The sequence below is a fragment of the Ruegeria jejuensis genome (assembly GCF_041537905.1).
Classification (GTDB): Bacteria; Pseudomonadota; Alphaproteobacteria; order Rhodobacterales; family Rhodobacteraceae; genus Ruegeria_C.
The window spans coordinates 135,317-153,724 of the sequence record NZ_JBGRUO010000004.1; the positions used below are offsets into that span (position 1 = coordinate 135,317).

The window sequence follows — 18,408 nt, forward strand, 5'->3', positions numbered from 1 at the left end:
GGAAGGGTCTGGGCAGTGAACCTAGGTAGCCTGCTATGTAACGTCAAGATATCTGGGTGCGGTGCGACGAAGCCGTCACAAGATCGTGTGGCAGGGGCATCAAGCTGCCTGTCCGCGTCCACAGGATCGCGGCATCGATCCGCCGTCCGGGATAGACCTGTTCCAGCGCGCAGACATAGGCCCCCATCTGGCGCAGCAAGCCTTCGGGGCAGGTTTCGGGAGTATCGGGAACCGTGGCATTCGATTTGAAATCAATGGCCTGAACATGATCGGAGGTCACGATCAGGCGGTCGATGACTCCATGAATGCGATGGCCGTTCATCGGGGCGGTCACGGCAACCTCGGCCAGTGTCTCGGGGGCAAAGACAGGGGCAAGCGTCGGGTTTCGCAGAACCGCGCTTGCTTCGCTCAACGCCAGATCGCGCTCTGCCTTGTCATAATCGGGCAGCAGGGTTTCGCTGCGCGCAGGCCATTCCGCAGAATCACATCGCGGCAGATGCTCCAACAACAGATGCACCGCCGTGCCATGCCGCTTTGCTGCGTTTTCGTCCTGGCCCTGATCCCCCGGCAGCGCCTTCGCACCGCCCAGATCGGACGGGCTGACCGGTTTTGGCTGCGGCGTGGGTTCGGGCGGGTTTCGCAGGAACAACTCGGGCAGATCGGCGCTGGGCTTCGAGGCCTCAGTTTCCTCAACAAACGGCAGACCGCTCCAATCGCCATGTTCCAATCGCTGGGTCTGCCCATCCGGCAGCGTTGTCGCGCCAGCCGGACCCATCGCGGCTTGCACCATCTGATACCAGCTGTCACCCGCCTTGCCCAATTCCCCCGCTGCGGCCACGATCAGCCACTTTTCCGCTCGTGTTAGAGCCACATATAGCAGGCGCAAGCGTTCATTCATCTGCTTCTCGCGCGCCTCTGCCCGCGCTGCGGCGATCACTGCTGGCGAGGCGTCTTTCGAGACCCGCCAGACAGGCGTATCCCCTGCCCGCATCACCTCGGCATCGGTGGTCGCGCGGCGCGGGCCGGTATCGGGCAGGATGACGATCGGGGCCTCCAGCCCCTTGGCGCCATGCACCGTCATTACCCGGATCATGTCGCCAACCCCGCTCATCTGGCGCTTGATCTCCAGATCATCGGTCTGCATCCAGACCAGAAACCCGGTCAGGCTGGGCACATCGCTGCGTTCATAGGCCAGCGCCTGTGACAGCAGCGCATTGATCCCATCCTCGGCCTCGGCCCCCAGCCGACCCAACAGCTTTCGCCGCCCGTCATGGCGGGTCAGGATGCGTTCGATCAGGTCATAGGGGCGCAGGAAATCGGTCTGCGCCATAAGATCGCTGAGCATGGCGAGCGTTTGCGGAAATTCCTTGCCCCTGCCCCGCAGCGCCTGCCACAGGAATACCTCTTCGCGGCGATGCGCCAGATCGAAGAGTTGCTGCTCGCTCCAGCCAAAGAGTGGTGAACGTAGCACCGTGGCCAGCGACAGGCTGTCCTCGGGGGTTGCCAGAAAGCTCAGCAGCGCGGCCAGATCCTTGACCGCAAGCTCAGCGCCCACCTTTAGCCGGTCGGCCCCGGCGATGGGAAGCTCGCCCTTTTTGCAGGCGCGGATGATCTCGGCAAAGAGGTCAGAGCGGCGCTGCACCAAGATCAGAAAATCGCCCGGACGCACCTTACGTCGCACAAACTGGCCGGGTTTATCGCCGTCTTCGGGGATGGTCGCGTCGCCGTCGATCATCGCCTTGATTTCGCGCGCGATCCGGTCGGCTAGCACGACGGTATGATGCTGCGCGCCGGGCCGGTCCACCGGGTCGGTCCACTCGCGATCCTCGTCTTCCTCGACCTTCTCGACCACCGGCCAGAGGTCAACCCGGCCCGGCAGGTCGGCTTTGAAGGCGCGATGTTGCGCTTCTTTTCGGAACCCGGCCGCAGGCTGCTCGGTAAAGACAAGATCGACCAGCCGCAGGATCGCCGGGGACGAGCGGAAGGAGTATTCCAACGTCAAATCCTGCAGGTTAGAGCCTGAATTCTGCAATCTCTGTCCAAACTGCGCCTGCATCTGATCAAAGGCGTCGGGGTCGGCACCCTGAAAGGAATAGATCGACTGCTTCTTGTCGCCTACCACAAAAATCGTGCGTTCCACATCCGGGCGCGCGCCCTCTCCGGCGGTGAATTCCTGCGCCAGCTTCTCGATCACATCCCATTGCGCCGGGCTGGTGTCCTGGGCCTCGTCGACGAGGATGTGATCAATGCCACCGTCCAGCCGATAGAGCACCCAGGCGGCCACGGCGGGGTCGTTCAGCAAGTGCCGCGCCTTGAAGATCAGATCGTCGAAATCCAGCCAGCCACGTAGCTGCTTGCGGCGTTCATATTCGGGCAGAAAGGCCGTGGCAAAGCGATGCAGCGCCCAAGACTTGCGGGCGGCGGTCAGGGCCAGACGCTGTTCACGCGCCTCCTCCACCCGCTGCATCAGCGCCTCAAGCTGGGGCATCTGCTCTGCCAGCGGCCCTTCGCGCACGGGTTTCGTCGGGAAACTGCCGATCTTGGCGCTGAAGGGTTCCTTGGCAGAGGCACCGGTCAGCAGAACGCTTTCCAGAACGGGCAATTGGGACAGCGCCGCCTCGGTGAAAGTGGCAAGCTTGGCGGCGGCCTTGGCGTTGTTACCACCGCTTTCGGTCAGGATGGGACGGATCGTGCGGATCAATTCCACTTCGTCACCTAGATAGACCGAGCCAGCCAGCGCCTGCTCGTCAAAGCCTCGCGGCAGGTCAAACAGGTCTAATAATCCCGCCCAGTCGCGTATTGTCTGAAATCCGGTCCGGTTCTGGGCGATGGCCTGTGTCAGCGCGTCGAAATCGGTGTCGGTCACAAATTGCGCGATGCCGTCCACGAGTTCGGATTCATCACCATCGGCAAAGTCTTCGACAATTTCCGCGCGTAACAAGGCGGCGGAGCGGTCTTCCATCTCGGAGAATTGTGGGCTGACCCCGGCCTCCAGCGGGAACCGTCGCAGCAGGGCCGAGCAGAAGGAATGGATCGTCTGGATCTTGAGCCCGCCTGGTGTTTCGATGGCGCGCGCAAACAACGTGCGGGCATGGGCCAGCCGGGCGCTATCGACACTGCCCTCCAGCCCCAGATCGATCAACTCAGCTTGCAGTTGGGCATCCCCCAGCATCGCCCATTTGCCCAGACGCTTGAACAGCCGGTTCTGCATCTCGCTGGCGGCGGCCTTGGTATAGGTCAGGCACAGGATGTGCTGCGGTTCGACATCGCTGAGCAAAAGCCGCGCCACCCGGTCGGTCAGCACCCGCGTCTTGCCCGAGCCCGCATTGGCCGCCAGCCAAGTCGAGGCATCGGGTCGTGCCGCCTGCACTTGCCGTTCGGTGGCATCGTTGCGGGCGCTCATGTCAGATCCTCGGGGTTAGGGATGGCGGTGCGGTCCCACTCGCCGAACCGGGCGAGGTGGTCATACTCGCCCTGATCGGTATCGCGGTGCAGCATCCGGCGCGCGGTGAAGCCTTGATCGGGTTGGAAATACGCCTCGATTAACTGCCGTAGCTCGGCCCAGACCTGTGCTGGGGGCTCGCTATCCAAGGGTGCTTGAACCTCGGAATAGGTGCCGCCCATGCCGATGAAAACCGCGCGCGCCACCGGCATCGGGTCAATGCTTTCGAACCCGCCTTCTTCGGCCAGCGCTGCTTCGATCAGCAGTTGTTTGTCGAACCGCGCCTGTTGTTTTTCACTGGGTGGGGTGCCGGTTTTGTAGTCATAGATGCGCAGCGCGCCGGTCTCGATCTGATCAATCCGGTCGGCGCGGCCCACCAATGTGAAATCCAGCGGATCGAGGCGTTTTTTCATGCGCGCCTCGAAGGCGATCGGACCGCCATCGCTTCGGCGTTCAACCTCGGCTGCTATGAAGGCATCGGCAATGCGCGCCAACCGGGCAAGCCAGAGCTTGCGCGCGGTGGGCCAGGGAACATGTGTCTCTAACAGGGCTGATGCGCGTTTCAGGAAGGCGTCGCGATGCAGGATCGCACCATCGCGTAGGCTGCCCTTGATAAAGGTTTCGAGGATGTCATGGATCACGATCCCGCGTAGCAGCGCATCTGGTGCCTGTACCAGCGGATCGAGCGGGCGCAACCGCAGGACATGTTTTGCATAGACCGCATAGGGGTCGCGGATCAGGTGTTTGATCTCGGTAACGGAAAGCTGGCGGGGCCGGGCCGCAAACGGCGGGCGGGGTGAGGGGCGCTGGGCCGGGGGCAGCGCAGGCGCGGCCTCCAGCAGATCGGCGCGATGCAGCCAGGTTTTGCCGCGCGCGCGCATGTCTGCAAGCGCCTGATCGCCACCTTGCGCGGGCAGACCGCGCAACAGGTTGGTCAGACGGTTCAGCCAGCGAGACGGCACAGTTTCGGCGTCATCAGAACGGGTCGCGCGGGTCAGCCAAACCTCTGGCGCGGCGATGGCTTGCTGGAAATCATGCGCTGACAGGCCGATGCGGCGTTCCGGCAGCAGCAGCCCCGCCCGGTGGCGCATCTGGCGGTTCAGCCACGGATCGGGGCTGGGCGCCTCGGGCCAGTTGCCATCGTTCAGCCCGCCGAGTATCAGTAGATCAGCCCCCTGAACCCGCGCTTCAAGCGTGCCCCAGATCATGATGCTTTCATTGGGGGCGTCGCGATCGCGCACCTCTTCGCCTGCCAGCAATGCGCCAAGCAGATCGGCGAAGTCGCGGGCGGACAGGTCGCCGCCATGGTGGGCCTCATGCTCGAGCGTTTCCATCAGCGACCGCGCCTTCTGGCCAGCATTCTTGTCCCACAGACCACCTTCTTCCCCGGCATGCCCGGCGGAAATGCCCTCGGCCAAGTGCCGCAGTCGCTGCATCCAGATGTCGAGCGGCAAGGGTCCCGAAACCTGCTGGTCACAGAAATGATGCACGATCCAGTCGATCCAGTCCGGCGCGATCTTTTTGCGCTCGGCAAACCCCGCAAGGCTAACCGCATCGGGAAAGGGCGGCCCGTTGCGCCGCAGGTCCAGTTCCAGCTCGCGGGTGTTGAGCAGATGCGCGCCACGCTCCGCGCCATCATGGCAGAGCGGGTGTTTCAGCAGCGTCAGCAGCGCCTCACCATCCAGCCGTTTGGTGAACAGGCCCGCAACATGGCGCAGGAACCGGCCCGGCGGCGAGAGTTGCAGCGGCAGACCAGCGCTGTCATCGGGCAGGATGTTCCACCGATCCAACGCCGCGCTGACCTGTCGGGTCAGCATCCGGTCGGGCGTGATCAGCGCCGCTGTTTGCCCGGTTTCTGCGGCGGCGCGAAGACGCAGCGCAATGGCCAGCGCTTCGGACCGGGGCGAGGACGCTTCGAGCAGGGTCAACTCATCGGTTGCCTTTGCAAGATCGGTCAGCGTGGGGCCTTCGTTCATCCAGGCATCGGTGACCGGCGCGGGGCGCAGCGCGAGCGAGACCAGACGGTTTCTGGGCGGGCAGGGGGCTGGGGCCCCCGTCCAGGGCTGCACATCCGCCGGGGTCAGATCAAGATCGCGCAGCAGTTTCGCGAACCGGTATTGCGGGTGGTCTTCTGCCGATAGTGCATCGTCGAGTTTGTCCCAGACATGGCTCGGCTGGTCAAAGTCGAACCCCGGCAGGATCAACGCCCCTTGCGGCAGCTGGGCAACTGCCTTCATCAGCAGCATCGTCGTGCCACGCGAGCCCGTTGATCCGGCCAGAAGCACCGGGTGTTGCGGTGGGCTCTGCTGCCACTCGGCGCTCAGGCGCTCGACCAACTGCCGTTGCCGGGCCTGTTGATCCAGCGCAGTGTCGGTTGCTTGCAGGAATTGCTCGGCGATGCCGATAAAGCTTTGCGCGCGCGCCCAGTGGCCCGACAGATCGCTGACATCCAGCGCCCGGATTGCCTCGGGCGAGACACCTTCGCCCTGCATCTCGTCAAGCAACGCGGCGAGGCTGTCGGACAGATCGAAAAGCGAGGCGCGCGGGGCCAGATCGGGTTGCCGGTCGATCAGGTTTCCGACCAGTTGTGTCAGTTCCAGCCGCCGCCGCAGCGCGGGCAGGGCCGGGGGCAAGGGTTGGCTGACAGCCGAATCGGCATATCCGGTGACCAGCGACAGGCGGGGCAACAGGCAGGGCGGCCCTGCATCAAAGAGCGCCCGCACGCGTCGTGCCATGCGGCGGGTGTTCACCACCAGATCGGTGCGCACCAACGTTTCGGGTGGATGCCCTGCCGAGCGCGCCCGCAGCCCTTCGACCAGCGCCTTGGGGAAATCCGCGCCGGGCGGGACGGCATAGACGCGGGGGGTGTCTTTGGGCTCAAACATCAGCCAGCAGTGTTTCGGCCAGCGTGATGCCCTCGGGCGTGCCCACGTCGCACCAGCGACCGGTATAGCGGAGCGCAAACAGGCGCTTGTCGGCCAGCATCAGGTCCCAAAGACGGTTGAGCGAAAAGACCTGGGCGTCAATTTCGGCCAGCCTCTCGGTTTTCAGGATTTGCACGCCACCATAGATCAGCCCGCTGCCACGGGTGATGCGGCCAGCCTCATCGCGGGTGAAGTCGCCCTTCCCGGTATGTCCAATCGCCTGTTCTATCGGGACACACATCAGCAGCGCATCCATCCGGTCCGGATCCCACGCGTTCAGCAGGTCCGCAACCGGGTTGGGGCCGGCCCAGATCGCATCGGTATTCATGGTGACCACCGGTGCCGGACCCAGCAGAGGCAGTGCTGCGCGCAGGCCGCCTCCGGTCTCAAGAATATCCGGCTCTTCGACATTTACGGTAATCCCCTGGGGCTCCAGATGCGCGGCCAGCATGTCGGGTTTGTAGTGCAGGTTGGCGGCGATCAGGCCCGGATTGACGGCGCGTGCGAGATCGAGCGTGTGATCGATCAGCGCGCGGCCAGCAACCGGAATCAGTGGTTTGGGACGGTCCTGCGTCAGGGTGCCCATTCTTGTGCCGAAACCGGCGGCAAATAGAAGGATGTTGGTCATGGGCACCTCAGCCTGGACAGGTTTTCTGGTGTGGGCTCGGGCAGGTTGTTGCGCAGCAGGCCCGCCACGGATTGCAGCGCCGGATGGTCGAGGTCGCGCATCAGATGGCCCCAAACACGCGGGATCAGGTCGACATAATGCGGCTTGCCGTAGTCCCGGCAGAGCCGTCCGAACACACCCAGAATGCGCAGGTTGCGCTGGGCACCAAGTACCGCATAAGCGGTGGTGAAAGGGTCGGCTTCACAGCCCGTGCGTTCGATGTAATAGCGGATCGTTTCTGCCTCCGTCGGGGGCGACACATCGCGTCTGGCATCCTGCAGCAGCGAGACCAGATCATAAGCGGGATGGCACAGAAACGCGTCCTGAAAATCAAGCAGGCCGACGCGGGCCGGGCCGTTGCGATCCGGCAGCCAGATCAGGTTTTCCGCGTGGTAGTCCCGTAGCGCCAGAACGGGTGGGTCTGACAGAATTTGGTTGAGGATTTTGTGGAAACGGCTTTGGAATTCGGCGGCGTCCTGCAAGTGATCGCGTCCGGTGATCACTTCGGCGTATTTCTCAAACGCGATGCCGGTCATGGCCGCGAGATGGGTGGCATCGGGCCGAGCCAAAGAAGGTGTTGGTGCGGATCGCAATGAGATCAAGACATCGCTTGCCGCTTGATAGAGACTGATTTCAAGCGTCTCGTCGCGTTCGATCAGGCGCACGAAAAGGTCATTGCCCAGATCTTCGAGCAGAAGGAAGCCCGCCGCTGGATCGGCAGCGTGGATCGCGGGCGCGCTCAGGCCGATTTCGTGCAGATGCCGCGCGATGGATTGGAACGGTCTGACATCCTCGCCGTTTTCCGGGGGTGCATCCATCAGGATCAGCCGGTTGCCTGTCGGGTCGGTCAGACGCAGATAGCGGCGGCTCGAGGCATCGCCCGCCAGCGCTTGTGTCGGCGCATCCTGCAAACCGTGATGCTGCAGAAAAGCCGTCAGCAGTGCGTCGCGGGCGTTCATGCCAGACCGTCCAGACGGTGCTGCCATTTCGGATCGCTCCAGGCAAAGCTCAGATCGCGCGCCTCAGTCTGTTGGGGGTCGGCGTCGAAGGTGATCTGCAGGGCGGTGTCCGGCGTCAGCTCGGCCAGGCGATCGGGCCATTCGATCAGGCAGATCGCGGTCTCGAACGCATCGCTTAGGCCAAGCTCTTCGATTTCAGCGGTGCTGGTCAGACGGTAGAGGTCGGCATGCCACAGCTCGCCCTGACGGGTCTCATAGGTCTGGACAAGCGTGTAGGTAGGCGAGGGCACATCCTCGACCTCACTCATCAGGTTCTGGATCAGGTGGCGGGCGAAATGGGTCTTGCCGCTGCCGATCGGACCGATGAGCAACAGGCAATCCCCCGGCTCCAGCGTTAGACCCAGTTTCTGTGCCAGAGCGGTTGTTTCCGCGGGGGAGCGTGTGTGTTTGGTAAGTGTCGATAGGCTGCCCGAATTCATGGCGCCACAATGACGCTGGCGCAACCCGGCTGCAAGCGGCTTCAGGCCCTGGTGAGTCGCTTGTTTTGCACGTCCGCCGGAGCGCTTTCATGGTTGAAACTTACCATCGTCGCCATGTTCGGCAGGGGGCTGACCGATACTGCAAGCGGATGCCCCTTGCGAAGCTGGACCTGTGCCCACCAATCGCTGCGATTTTCGCGCGCGGCGACAAAATCGCGTATGTCGCCCCAGACCGGCGTGGCGGTGCAGCGTTCCTGCCAGATCCGGGTCGCATCCAACACCGAGATCTGGTCGAAGCTTTCGTCCGGGTCCACCTCCCAGAGGGTGCGGAAGGCCCGGTTGCAATAGCTCAGCGCGCCATCGGCGGAAAACACCGCGATGGCGTCGTCCAGGTGATCGAGGATGGTCTGGCCCAGCTCCATATCCGCGCGGAATCGGCGGGTGAGGGTGATCTCGGCGGTGATGTCTTCGAACAGGAAAGCCACCGCGCCATCAGGATGTGGCCGTCCGCTGACGGAATAGACCGAGCCGCAGGGCAGCGACCAGGTTTCCTGATAGCGCCCGTCAGCGGCCGCCTGCAGCAGGGCGTCGATCTGATGACGCCAGCTGCTGTAGCTCTTGGGTTCGGGCATCATGTTGTTGTTGCGCAGCCGGTCGAAAAAACTGGCGATGCTGGGGCGGGCGCTGAGGAAATCGATGGGCAGCGCGGTCAGGTCGGTCAGCGCGGGATTAAACAGCGCCAGTTGCTGGTTGCGGTCAAAGATCGCCAAACCGGTGGAGAGCTGCGCGAAGGTTTTCGACAGGGTCTGGACGAAATCGCGCCGCGCCACCTCGGCCTCGACCACGGCATGGGCATCCACGGCATAGCACAGAAAGCCGCCCTGTTGTTTCAACGCGGTGAAATCATACCAGAGCTTGTGCTGACCATCTTCGGTTTCGATGCTGATGCGTTTCTTGCGATCCAACGCGCCCAGAGCCTGCGGATCGGGAAAAAACGGGTCTTCGAGCCGGGGTCGGTTGTCGCGCACCTTTCGTGCCAGCATCGAATAGGCCGTATTGCACCATGTCACCCGGTTGGACCCGTCCAGATACCAGGCCGGATACGGTGCCTTGTCCATGGCGAGCCGCATCGGTGCGGTTTCGTCGCAGGCCGTGTCGGGACGGGCCGCGCGCAGTTCCACCCGCGTCACCCCGTCGATCCATTCGCAGAACACCTCGGTCTGGTTGCTGCCATCGATAGGGGGCACCCGGATTTCACCATGCCAGCGGACTTTTTCCGGGCTGTCGGGAAAACCGGGAAAGTCGACCGACAAATGCGCATGGAGCGTGTCCCAATCCACTACCGAATCCTGCAGGCCGGGGCCGTTATCGGACATTCCGATCAAATCCTCGCCATCGAACAGGTACACCGTCTTGCGGCGCGGATTGAAGCGCAGCAGATGTCCGGCGGGGCCCGCCAATGCGCGCCTGGGCGAAATCCATAGCGCGGCCAATATGGCGGAGAGCACGCAGATGCTTGTCAGGGTGATCCAATCGCCTGCCGCCATATCCGATCCTTTGCCGAAACCGTTTCCGCGACACTGGACCCAGAGAGGTTAACAGCTGCTTAATCAGACGGGGATCTGCTGGTTGTGGCCAACGGGAACACGATTTTCGCCCATCCGCGCGTCGATTTTGTTGCGGGGCCAGGCAACCTGCACGATGGCCCCCAAGCGCTCGGGTGAAGTACTTAACGTTTGGCTCGGGTCCCAGCCGTTGGCAAAAGACAGCGTCGCGCCGCTGCGTTCCAGCAGCGTCTTGGCGATGAACAGGCCAAGCCCCATCCCTTCGTATTCCGGCCTTGTCCGCTGCTCGCTCTCACCACGCCTGCGCCGCATGAACGGATCTCCGATCCTGCGGATCAGATGCGGCGGATAGCCGCGCCCGTCATCCATGATGCGGATGACGATCCGGTCCTCGGTCCATTCGGATTCGATCCAGACCGCACTGCGGGCGAAATCGACGCCGTTCTGGATCAGGTTGCGCAGCCCGTGGATCACCTCGGGCTGGCGCAGGATAGAGGGCTGCTGCATATCGCCACCCTCGCCGGGACCTTCGTGGAAATGCACCTCTTTGCCACGATCCAGATGCGGCTCGGCGGATTCGTGAATCACGGTCGACAGCGGGGCCTGCCGCAAATGCAGATCATCTTTTCCGGCACGGCCCATATCGCGCAGGATATCGCGGCACCGATCTGCCTGCTCGCGGATAAGTTCGGCATCCTCGCGCAGGTCCGGGCGATCATCCAGTTCTTCGATCAGTTCCGAACTGGTCAGCTTTATGGTGGCCAGCGGTGTGCCCAACTCGTGCGCGGCGGCTGCAACGACGCCGCCCAGATCGGTGAGTTTCTGTTCCCGTGCCAGCGCCATATGCGTCGCTGACAGCGCCTCGGACATGGATTGCGCCTCGGTGCTGATCCGGTAGGAATAAAGGCCCAGAAAGACAATCGCGATGATAATGGCGATCCAGTTGCCAAAAACAAAGATATCAGCATCCTGCAGGATCATCCCGCTTGCGGTGCGCAGCGGCAGGTAGAACTCTGACAGCAGCGTTACCAGCACAATCGCCGTCCCCCCGATGATCAGGGTCGAGCGCAGCCCCAGCACATTCGCCGAGATCGTCACCGGCCCCAGCAACAACAGCGCAAACGGGTTGTTGAGGCCGCCGGTCAGATACAGCAGCGAACCCAACTGCAGCAGATCGAACAGGACCATAAGAAAGTTCTCGAACTCGGTCAGGCGCTTGTTTTCTGGGAAGATGAAGATAGCTATCAGGTTGCCGATCACCGAAATGCCGACGGCCAGATAGCACAGCGTCAGCTCAAGCTGCAGGTGATAGACGCGCTGAGCGACGGTGATTGCGCCCAGCTGGCCGATGATTGCGACCCAGCGCAGCAGGATCAAAGTGCGCAGCCGAATCCAGCCGCTGCGTTCCTGGCCGCGCCAGAGGTTGCTATTGGAAATCGCCATTGGTCAACTATGTCCCGTTGCAAAGGCCGACCAAGTTGATAGGTCTCACGGCCAGTATGTTCAACATCTCATTCTTAGAGGTTCAACGCCATGCCCCGTCTCTACGCTGTTCTGGCCGCCGTCTTTGTGGTGCTCTTGCTTGCCGTAACCTGGTTCATGACGCGCGGAGGGCAATCGGATGATCAGTTCGCGCAATGCCGCGCCAGCCAGATCGCAGGTGGGGCGGGCGCAATCGGCGGCCCGTTCGAACTGGTCAACGCAGAGGGCCAGACGGTCACGGACGCGGATGTGATCACCGAACCAACGCTGATCTATTTCGGCTATACGTTCTGCCCCGATGTCTGCCCCTTCGACATGGCCCGCAATGCCGACGCGGTGGACGAGCTGGAAAGCCGGGGGCAGATGGTAACGCCGGTTTTCATTTCGATCGACCCCGAGCGCGACACGCCCGAGGTGGTCGGCGATTACGCCGAGAACCTGCATGAACGGCTGATCGGCCTGACCGGATCACCCGAACAGGTCAAGGCGGCCAGCAAAGCCTACAAGACCTACTACAAGGCTCAGGATAAGTCCGATGAGTTTTATCTGGTCGATCATTCGACCTTCAGCTATCTGGTTCTGCCCGAACATGGCTTCGTTGAGTTCTTCCGCCGCGAAATTGAGCCAGCAAAGATGGCCGACCAGATCGGCTGCTTTCTAGACGCTGCGTGACTGTCTTGCCGTGTTTGACCTTTCAGGTTGCGCCGTTAATACTCGGCGCAGCCACATCGAGCCCAAAGAACAATGGAATGAACGACTATGGCCGACACTTCTCAGCTTGAAATCGGGCCAGACAAATCGCTTTTGCTGGTTGACGATGATGAGCCGTTTCTGAGGCGTCTGGCCAAGGCGATGGAAAAGCGCGGCTTCGAGATCGAGACCGCAGGGTCTGTCGCCGCAGGGCGCGCCATCGCCACAGCCCGCCCGCCCGCCTATGCGGTGGTCGATCTGCGGCTGGAGGATGGCAATGGTCTGGATGTGGTTGAGGTGCTGCGCGAGAAACGCCCCGACAGCCGGGTGGTGGTGCTGACCGGCTATGGCGCGATTGCCACCGCCGTGGCGGCGGTGAAGATCGGCGCGACGGATTATCTGTCGAAACCGGCGGATGCCACGGATATCATGAACGCGCTGCTGGCAAGCGGCGATGAACTGCCCCCGCCGCCGGAGAACCCGATGAGCGCGGACAGGGTACGCTGGGAGCATATCCAGCGTGTCTATGAGCTCTGCGACCGCAATGTCAGCGAGACCGCGCGGCGCCTGAACATGCATCGCCGGACCTTGCAGCGGATATTGGCAAAACGCAGCCCGCGGTAGCGATTTCGAGCCAACCCGTCTGACTGCTGGGGCGGGATCGGACAGCTACGCCAAATTCAGCAATGTCCGGGTAGAGTTAAAAAATTCCGCAAATTGATTTGCGTGGCGTTGGTGCAAGCCTGAACGGACCTCCGGCGCTCTCGACAGGCAACCCTGGCATCAACCCCGGAACCTTGCGGCAGACCCTTCTAGGTCCTGGCGTTTTCAAAGTCTGCCCAAACTCTTTGCAGCACGTCGATATCGAAATCTGGTTCCCGGGCCGGGCCAAGGACAATTGCCTCGCTGGCAACAACGGTTCTGATCGCGGTCCCGAGGGTGGGGATAACCTCGGCGGGTATTACCAAGGCACCGTGGCGGTCTGCGTGAATCAGGTCATCTTGAGAGACGCGCATTCCTAAGATGTTCACCTGTGCGTCGATATCTACTGTGTGAACATAGCCATGGCTTGGCCCGACAGAGCCAGCCAGTACCGGGAAGCCCTCGTCCATGACGTCAAGATCGCGCATCACGCCGTTGGTCACTGCTCCGGCGAGCCCCAGCCCCTTATGTACCGCGACATGGACTTCCCCCCACCATCCGGCGACGCAGTTAGGAAAGTCGACATCCTCGACCACTGCAACTGCGGGCCGAGGTCCTGCAGCCATGGACCGGAAATAATCCATGCGGCGCGCGCGGATTACCTCGGGATCTTCCTGTGGCGGGGCCAGACCCGAAATCCGGGCGGTGCGGGCAAAGCCGACCATCGCCGGTTCGCCCGGACGCGAATGCAGCATGGTGCCGCGTGTGAAGCGGTTGAAGCCCCTGCGTCCTTGCGCGACTTCGATCGCGTTGCAGACGGTGGGCGTGTCGACCTCGCGCAGTAGCGTCAGCAGGTCGTCCGGGATTATCTGTTCAGCCATCGCAATAGCTCCTTGTTGGTCTCGTCGGGGCGTTCCAGAACCGGCAGGTGGCCTGCGCCGTCGATCAGGGCAAGCTCCGCGCCGGGGATCAGGTCGCGCATAAGCTCGTGCCGTTGTGGCGGGCAAACGGTGTCAAGTGCGCCACACAGGACAAGCGTTGGCACGCGAACATGGCTTAGCGTTTCTCGCTGATCGGGGCGGACTTGCAACGCGCGCGACTGGTCCACAAAGACCTGCGCGCCGAGTGAGGTCGCCATCTCCATGCAGAGATCGAGAATTGGCTGCCGGTTCGCCCCCTCGGCAAGGTATTTCGGTTTCATTTCTTCCCGCATGACCTTGCGCAGCCCACCGGCGCGAACGGATTGGATCTGTGGTTCTCGCCCGGCGGCGACCTCCGCAAGCTCGGCATTGGGGTTGGTGTCGAGCAGCGCGAGCCGGGACACCCGTTCCGGTGCCTGGCGGATGACCTCCATCGCGACGATACCCCCCATCGACAGCCCTGCCAAAGCGAAGCGTTCAGGTGTTCGCGACAGGATGTCGGCGGCCAGCCCTGCGACGTTGCTGTGGCCGGTAAGAGGCATGGTCATCACTGGGTGGTTGCCGGAAAACGCGGCAATCTGCGGGGTGAAGAGCCGCCCGTCACACATCATGCCGGGCAGCAGAACAATAGGCTCGTGCATCAGACTAGCGGCGTGGTCTGGTCTGCGGGATCATCTCAAAGCTCCGATCTGTATCAGGTTTGGCTCAGGCATCGCGGGTCAACCCTTTGGGAATTCGGGCAGAGCCGCGTATGACAAGCGCACTTTCAATCTCGATCCGTCCAGGCGACGGGGCGCCATCCTCGATCATCGAAAGCAGGATGCTGACGGTGGCTTCTGCCATGCGGTTTGCGGGCTGGCGGAGCGTGGTCAGATCGAATGTCTTCCAGGCGGCCATGGCGACATCGTCATAGCCAACAACCGAGACATCGCCGGGAACATCGAGGCCAAGATCCTCGCGCAAGGTCTCCAGCACCGCGAAGGCCATGTGATCATTACCAACAAAAATTGCGTCTGGCACTTCTGGGCCGGAAAAAAGACTGCGCGTGGCCTCGACTGCAACGGCCCGGCGATAGTGGCAATCCACCACGTGAAAAGGCGCGAGTCCGGCTTCTTGCAGCCCGGCCAGAAACCCCGCGCGCCGCTCTCGACCGTTGAGCGATTTCTGCCATCCAGCGATATGGGCGATATGCGTATGACCGCCCGCAACAAGAAACTCGGCCGCGCGCCTGCCGCCATCGAAATTCGCAGCCGTCACTGAAGCCAGCGCGCGGTCCGGTTGGCCACGGTTGAACAGCACGAAAGGGATGCCGTAATGCTGCAGACGCTCCGTCAGAGTGTTTGAAATGCTGACAGAGGCAAGGATGATCCCGTCGACCTGATGGGCCAGCAAGTCTTCGACAACCTCGTCGACGTCTTCGGCCATGTTTGACGCAAAAAAGGTCATGATGTGATAGCCATGGGCACGAAACCCGGCAGAGAGCTTTTCCAGCGCCTCGGTGTAGAACGGGTTCTTCAGATAGGCGAGCACGATGCCAATGGTCCGAGATCGGCCGGTGTTCAGTGACCGGGCCAGCGTATTGGGCAGGTAGCCCAACTGCCGCGCAGCATCACGGACCCATTCCTGCTTTTCTTTGGAGACCTTGGAATTCGGCGTAAAAACACGGCTGACGGTGGGCTGGCTGACGCCCGCCAGTTTGGCCACCTCTGCTGCTGTCACCCGTGTCTTACGCATTAGCGGAGCCATAGCTGCAGAACTGGCGCGGCGTCGCCGCAACAGGAGCATACATTGCATGTCTTGGCGTCGACGCGATTGGTATCCGACATACCGAGTTTGATATGCTCGACGGCCATCTTCTCAATCCTTCCGAATTCGGTTGCCGGTTTCCGGATCGAAGAGGTAGAGATGCTCGGTCGACAGCGAAATCCCGACGATATCGTCCTGGTTCTTCCGCAGGTGCCGGTCACCGCGTGCGATCACGCGTTGCTTGCCCCATTGAACCGTCAGCAAGGTGTTTTCGCCTGTGTTCTCAAATGCATAAATCGACACATCTATGTCTCCTTCACCGGGGTCGAACACCTTCATGTCGTCGGCGCGCACCCCAAGAATGACTGCAGAACGATCTGGGATTTCCACCTGAACCAATCGCGTGCCGCCGGTCGTGACAAACATGCCGTTCTGAACCGAGCCATTGATCAGGTTCATCGCCGGGGACCCGATGAAACCGGCCACAAACAGGTTGGCCGGGTCGTTGTAGATTTCATCGGGCGTTCCCAGTTGCTGTATCACGCCATGCTTCATCACCGCCACACGATCCGCCAGCGTCATTGCTTCAATCTGATCATGGGTGACATAGACAGTGGTGATCTTCATCTGACGGCTCAGGTGCTTTAGCTCTGCCCGCATCGTCACCCTCAGCTTGGCGTCGAGGTTGGATAGCGGCTCGTCCATCAGAAACACTTTGGGCGTGCGCACGATCGCGCGGGCCAGCGCCACGCGCTGCCTCTGCCCACCTGACAAAGCCTTTGGCTTGCGATCCAGAAACTCGGTCAGTTCGACCTTTTCGGCGGCTTCATGGACCTTGGGAGCGATGTCCGACTTCGGTGTGCCACGCACTTTCAGTGGATACGCGATGTTGTCGAAAATCGACATATGGGGGTAGAGACCGTAATTCTGGAACACCATCGCCACATCGCGATCTTTCGGCAGATCGTCATTGACCATACGGTCGCCGATCCAGATCTCTCCGTCTGTAGGGTCTTCGAGCCCTGCAATCATCCGCATTGTCGTGGTCTTGCCGCAACCCGAGGGGCCGAGCAGTACCAGAAACTCGCGGTCCTGAATGGCCAGCGACTGGTTGTCGACGCCTACGAAATCGCCCCAACGTTTGGTCAGGTTCTTCAGTACAACTTCGGCCATCAGCGCACCGCCCCCATTGTCATGCCTTGCACGAAGTATTTCCGGATGATCAGCGCAAGGACGAACATTGGCAGCATGATGATGATGCCGGCTGCGCTCAGCAGGTTCCAGAGGTCCCCCTCCTCGCCCTTGAAGAGGGCAAGCCCGATGGGCAGCGTCACCGCATCCTTGTTGGTGAGGATTAGCGCAAAAAGGAACTCGTTCCAGGCGATGATGAAGCAGAAGATACCAGCGGTCAGCAGGCCCGGAGCCGCCATTGGCAAGACGATATTAACGATCACCTGCATACGTGAAGACCCGTCGACCATTGCGGCCTCTTCTGTGTCCAAGGGAATGCCATCAATGAAGCCTTTGATCATCCAGATGGCAAAGGGCATCACTATGGCGAGGTTCACCAGGATCAGGCCGAGGCGGGTATCCAGCAACCCGATATCACGGAACATCACAAAGAAGGGCAGGATAATGACCACGGCGGGAACGAATTGAGTGGCGAGGATCATCACCAGCATGGCCGTCTCACCCGTCAGGTGAAAGCGCGAGAAAGAATAGGCCGCCAGTGTCGCGATCGGGATCGCAAAGACAACCGTGACCAGAGCAACGATGGTTGAGTTCATCAGCTTGTCGCCCAGATGGTAGGGTGCGTCGAAGACAGTTCCGAAGTTCTCCAGCGTGGGCGTGAAGAAGAGCTTCAACTGATAGACATCCACGTGGTTCTTGAAGGCCGCCAGAAAGATCCAGAGGATCGGAACCAGCATTATGAAAATGGCGATCAGGATCAGGATGATCTGGATCGCGTTGATGATCTGCTTTTTCTGCCGTCCGGTCATGATGTTCTCTTCTGGAACACGAATTTGGCATAGGCATAGGTCAGAAAGATCATCGGGATCACCATCAGCCAGGCAACGGCAGCGGAATATCCGATCTGGCCGTACTTCATGCCGTTGAAATAGATGTAGTGGCTCAGCGTTTGGGTGGCTGTGCCTGGCCCTCCGTTTGTCAGCATGAATATCTGGTCGAATGTCTTGAGGCTGAAGATCGATTTCAAGATGATGACCACCGCAAGGACCGGCGCAAGTTGCGGCAAAGTCACGTCGCGAAAAACACGCCAACCCGAGGCCCCGTCCACTTGCGCCGCCTCGATCGTTTCAGGCGGGACCGACGCCAGGCCGCCGATCAGGACCAGCGTCAGAAATGGAATCCAGCCCCAGACATCCGCCATGACGCAGACCGCAAAGGCCAGTTGCGGATGGGCCAGCCAGCTTACGTCCGCCAGCGGCGGGAAAACCGTCCCGAAAAAGGCATCAAACAGGCCAAATTCAGGATTGAACATGAATCGGAACGAGACGCCAATCAGCGCGGGTGACATGGCAAACGGCAGGATCAGCAGCGTCTGCACACCGGATCGCAGTTTGCCGCCCGGCGCCAGAAGCATTGCCAGGCCAAGTGCCAGAAGGGTTGTCAGCGCGACTGTCAGAACGGTGTAGACCCCTGTTACCCAGACCGAATTCCAGAAGGCAGGCTCGTCAAGAAAGGCCCAGGTATAATTCTCGGCGCCCAGGTAGCCTTGCGGGAAATTCGGCCTGTTCAAGCGCCCCACCGTAAAAGAAAGACGGAGCGACTCGATCAGGGGCCATATAGCGGTGGCAAAGACCACCAGCACTGCTGGCAGCACCAGCAGGTATTTCAGCGTATTGTCACGCATCACGCGTCCAATCTGAT

Annotated in this window: 15 protein-coding genes; 2 read left to right on the plus strand and 13 right to left on the minus strand. The window is 61.4% G+C overall.

Annotation, left to right across the window (positions count from 1 at the left end; genetic code table 11):
• Nucleotides 1-43 precede the first annotated feature (43 nt).
• The 7 genes from addA to regB form a co-directional block, all read right to left on the minus strand.
• Nucleotides 44-3,403 (minus strand): double-strand break repair helicase AddA, encoded by a 3,360-nt coding sequence (gene addA, locus AB1E34_RS06690; protein WP_372571559.1) that lies wholly within the window; start codon nt 3,401-3,403, stop codon nt 44-46.
• Nucleotides 3,400-6,327, minus strand: a complete 2,928-nt coding sequence (gene addB / locus AB1E34_RS06695; protein ID WP_372571560.1) for a double-strand break repair protein AddB — start codon at nt 6,325-6,327, stop codon at nt 3,400-3,402. Before addB ends, addA begins: the two co-directional genes overlap by 4 nt.
• Nucleotides 6,320-6,994, minus strand: coding sequence for a nucleotidyltransferase family protein (locus AB1E34_RS06700; protein ID WP_372571561.1), 675 nt, complete (start codon nt 6,992-6,994; stop codon nt 6,320-6,322). The genes addB and AB1E34_RS06700 overlap by 8 nt, the downstream gene beginning before the upstream one ends.
• Nucleotides 6,991-7,992: an aminoglycoside phosphotransferase family protein gene (locus AB1E34_RS06705; protein WP_372571562.1), complete on the minus strand. Its 1,002-nt coding sequence runs from the start codon at nt 7,990-7,992 to the stop codon at nt 6,991-6,993. Before AB1E34_RS06705 ends, AB1E34_RS06700 begins: the two co-directional genes overlap by 4 nt.
• On the minus strand, nt 7,989-8,471 hold the full coding sequence (gene tsaE, locus AB1E34_RS06710) for a tRNA (adenosine(37)-N6)-threonylcarbamoyltransferase complex ATPase subunit type 1 TsaE (RefSeq protein WP_372571563.1): 483 nt from the start codon (nt 8,469-8,471) through the stop codon (nt 7,989-7,991). The genes AB1E34_RS06705 and tsaE overlap by 4 nt, the downstream gene beginning before the upstream one ends.
• Nucleotides 8,472-8,512: 41 nt before the next feature.
• Nucleotides 8,513-10,018, minus strand: a complete 1,506-nt coding sequence (locus tag AB1E34_RS06715; RefSeq protein ID WP_372571564.1) for a PAS-domain containing protein — start codon at nt 10,016-10,018, stop codon at nt 8,513-8,515.
• A gap of 63 nt (nt 10,019-10,081) precedes the next feature.
• A complete protein-coding gene (gene regB, locus AB1E34_RS06720) occupies nt 10,082-11,479 on the minus strand; it encodes a sensor histidine kinase RegB (protein ID WP_372571565.1) in 1,398 nt (465 codons plus the stop codon).
• Nucleotides 11,480-11,569: 90 nt separating this feature from the next.
• Between regB and AB1E34_RS06725 the strand changes: the two genes are divergently transcribed.
• Nucleotides 11,570-12,190 carry an SCO family protein gene (locus AB1E34_RS06725; protein WP_372571566.1) on the plus strand — a complete coding sequence of 207 codons (621 nt, stop codon included), beginning with the start codon at nt 11,570-11,572 and terminating at the stop codon, nt 12,188-12,190.
• 87 nt (nt 12,191-12,277) lie between these two features.
• Nucleotides 12,278-12,832 carry an ActR/PrrA/RegA family redox response regulator transcription factor gene (locus AB1E34_RS06730; protein ID WP_372571567.1) on the plus strand — a complete coding sequence of 185 codons (555 nt, stop codon included), beginning with the start codon at nt 12,278-12,280 and terminating at the stop codon, nt 12,830-12,832.
• Between the two features lie 188 nt (nt 12,833-13,020).
• On the opposite strand, the gene AB1E34_RS06735 is transcribed toward AB1E34_RS06730, so the two are convergent.
• From AB1E34_RS06735 to AB1E34_RS06760, 6 genes are all read right to left on the minus strand, one after another.
• Nucleotides 13,021-13,731: an RraA family protein gene (locus tag AB1E34_RS06735; protein ID WP_372571568.1), complete on the minus strand. Its 711-nt coding sequence runs from the start codon at nt 13,729-13,731 to the stop codon at nt 13,021-13,023.
• Nucleotides 13,716-14,411, minus strand: coding sequence for an alpha/beta fold hydrolase (locus AB1E34_RS06740; RefSeq protein WP_372571569.1), 696 nt, complete (start codon nt 14,409-14,411; stop codon nt 13,716-13,718). Before AB1E34_RS06740 ends, AB1E34_RS06735 begins: the two co-directional genes overlap by 16 nt.
• 64 nt (nt 14,412-14,475) lie before the next feature.
• Nucleotides 14,476-15,504, minus strand: a complete 1,029-nt coding sequence (locus AB1E34_RS06745; RefSeq protein WP_372571570.1) for a LacI family DNA-binding transcriptional regulator — start codon at nt 15,502-15,504, stop codon at nt 14,476-14,478.
• Between the two features lie 123 nt (nt 15,505-15,627).
• Complete coding sequence (locus AB1E34_RS06750) at nt 15,628-16,689, minus strand: ABC transporter ATP-binding protein (protein ID WP_372571571.1); 1,062 nt, start codon at nt 16,687-16,689, stop codon at nt 15,628-15,630.
• A complete protein-coding gene (locus AB1E34_RS06755) occupies nt 16,689-17,516 on the minus strand; it encodes a carbohydrate ABC transporter permease (RefSeq protein WP_372571572.1) in 828 nt (275 codons plus the stop codon). Before AB1E34_RS06755 ends, AB1E34_RS06750 begins: the two co-directional genes overlap by 1 nt.
• Nucleotides 17,513-18,391 carry a carbohydrate ABC transporter permease gene (locus AB1E34_RS06760; protein ID WP_372571573.1) on the minus strand — a complete coding sequence of 293 codons (879 nt, stop codon included), beginning with the start codon at nt 18,389-18,391 and terminating at the stop codon, nt 17,513-17,515. The genes AB1E34_RS06755 and AB1E34_RS06760 overlap by 4 nt, the downstream gene beginning before the upstream one ends.
• Between the last annotated feature and the right edge of the window lie 17 nt (nt 18,392-18,408).

Coding starts and splice junctions, on each gene's coding strand:
- addA (WP_372571559.1), bottom strand. CDS start 3,403: ATGAGCGCCCGCAACGATGCCACCGAACGGCAAGTGCAGGCGGCACGA.
- addB (WP_372571560.1), bottom strand. CDS start 6,327: ATGTTTGAGCCCAAAGACACCCCCCGCGTCTATGCCGTCCCGCCCGGC.
- AB1E34_RS06700 (WP_372571561.1), bottom strand. CDS start 6,994: ATGACCAACATCCTTCTATTTGCCGCCGGTTTCGGCACAAGAATGGGC.
- AB1E34_RS06705 (WP_372571562.1), bottom strand. CDS start 7,992: ATGAACGCCCGCGACGCACTGCTGACGGCTTTTCTGCAGCATCACGGT.
- tsaE (WP_372571563.1), bottom strand. CDS start 8,471: ATGAATTCGGGCAGCCTATCGACACTTACCAAACACACACGCTCCCCC.
- AB1E34_RS06715 (WP_372571564.1), bottom strand. CDS start 10,018: ATGGCGGCAGGCGATTGGATCACCCTGACAAGCATCTGCGTGCTCTCC.
- regB (WP_372571565.1), bottom strand. CDS start 11,479: ATGGCGATTTCCAATAGCAACCTCTGGCGCGGCCAGGAACGCAGCGGC.
- AB1E34_RS06725 (WP_372571566.1), top strand. CDS start 11,570: ATGCCCCGTCTCTACGCTGTTCTGGCCGCCGTCTTTGTGGTGCTCTTG.
- AB1E34_RS06730 (WP_372571567.1), top strand. CDS start 12,278: ATGGCCGACACTTCTCAGCTTGAAATCGGGCCAGACAAATCGCTTTTG.
- AB1E34_RS06735 (WP_372571568.1), bottom strand. CDS start 13,731: ATGGCTGAACAGATAATCCCGGACGACCTGCTGACGCTACTGCGCGAG.
- AB1E34_RS06740 (WP_372571569.1), bottom strand. CDS start 14,411: ATGCACGAGCCTATTGTTCTGCTGCCCGGCATGATGTGTGACGGGCGG.
- AB1E34_RS06745 (WP_372571570.1), bottom strand. CDS start 15,504: ATGCGTAAGACACGGGTGACAGCAGCAGAGGTGGCCAAACTGGCGGGC.
- AB1E34_RS06750 (WP_372571571.1), bottom strand. CDS start 16,689: ATGGCCGAAGTTGTACTGAAGAACCTGACCAAACGTTGGGGCGATTTC.
- AB1E34_RS06755 (WP_372571572.1), bottom strand. CDS start 17,516: ATGACCGGACGGCAGAAAAAGCAGATCATCAACGCGATCCAGATCATC.
- AB1E34_RS06760 (WP_372571573.1), bottom strand. CDS start 18,391: ATGCGTGACAATACGCTGAAATACCTGCTGGTGCTGCCAGCAGTGCTG.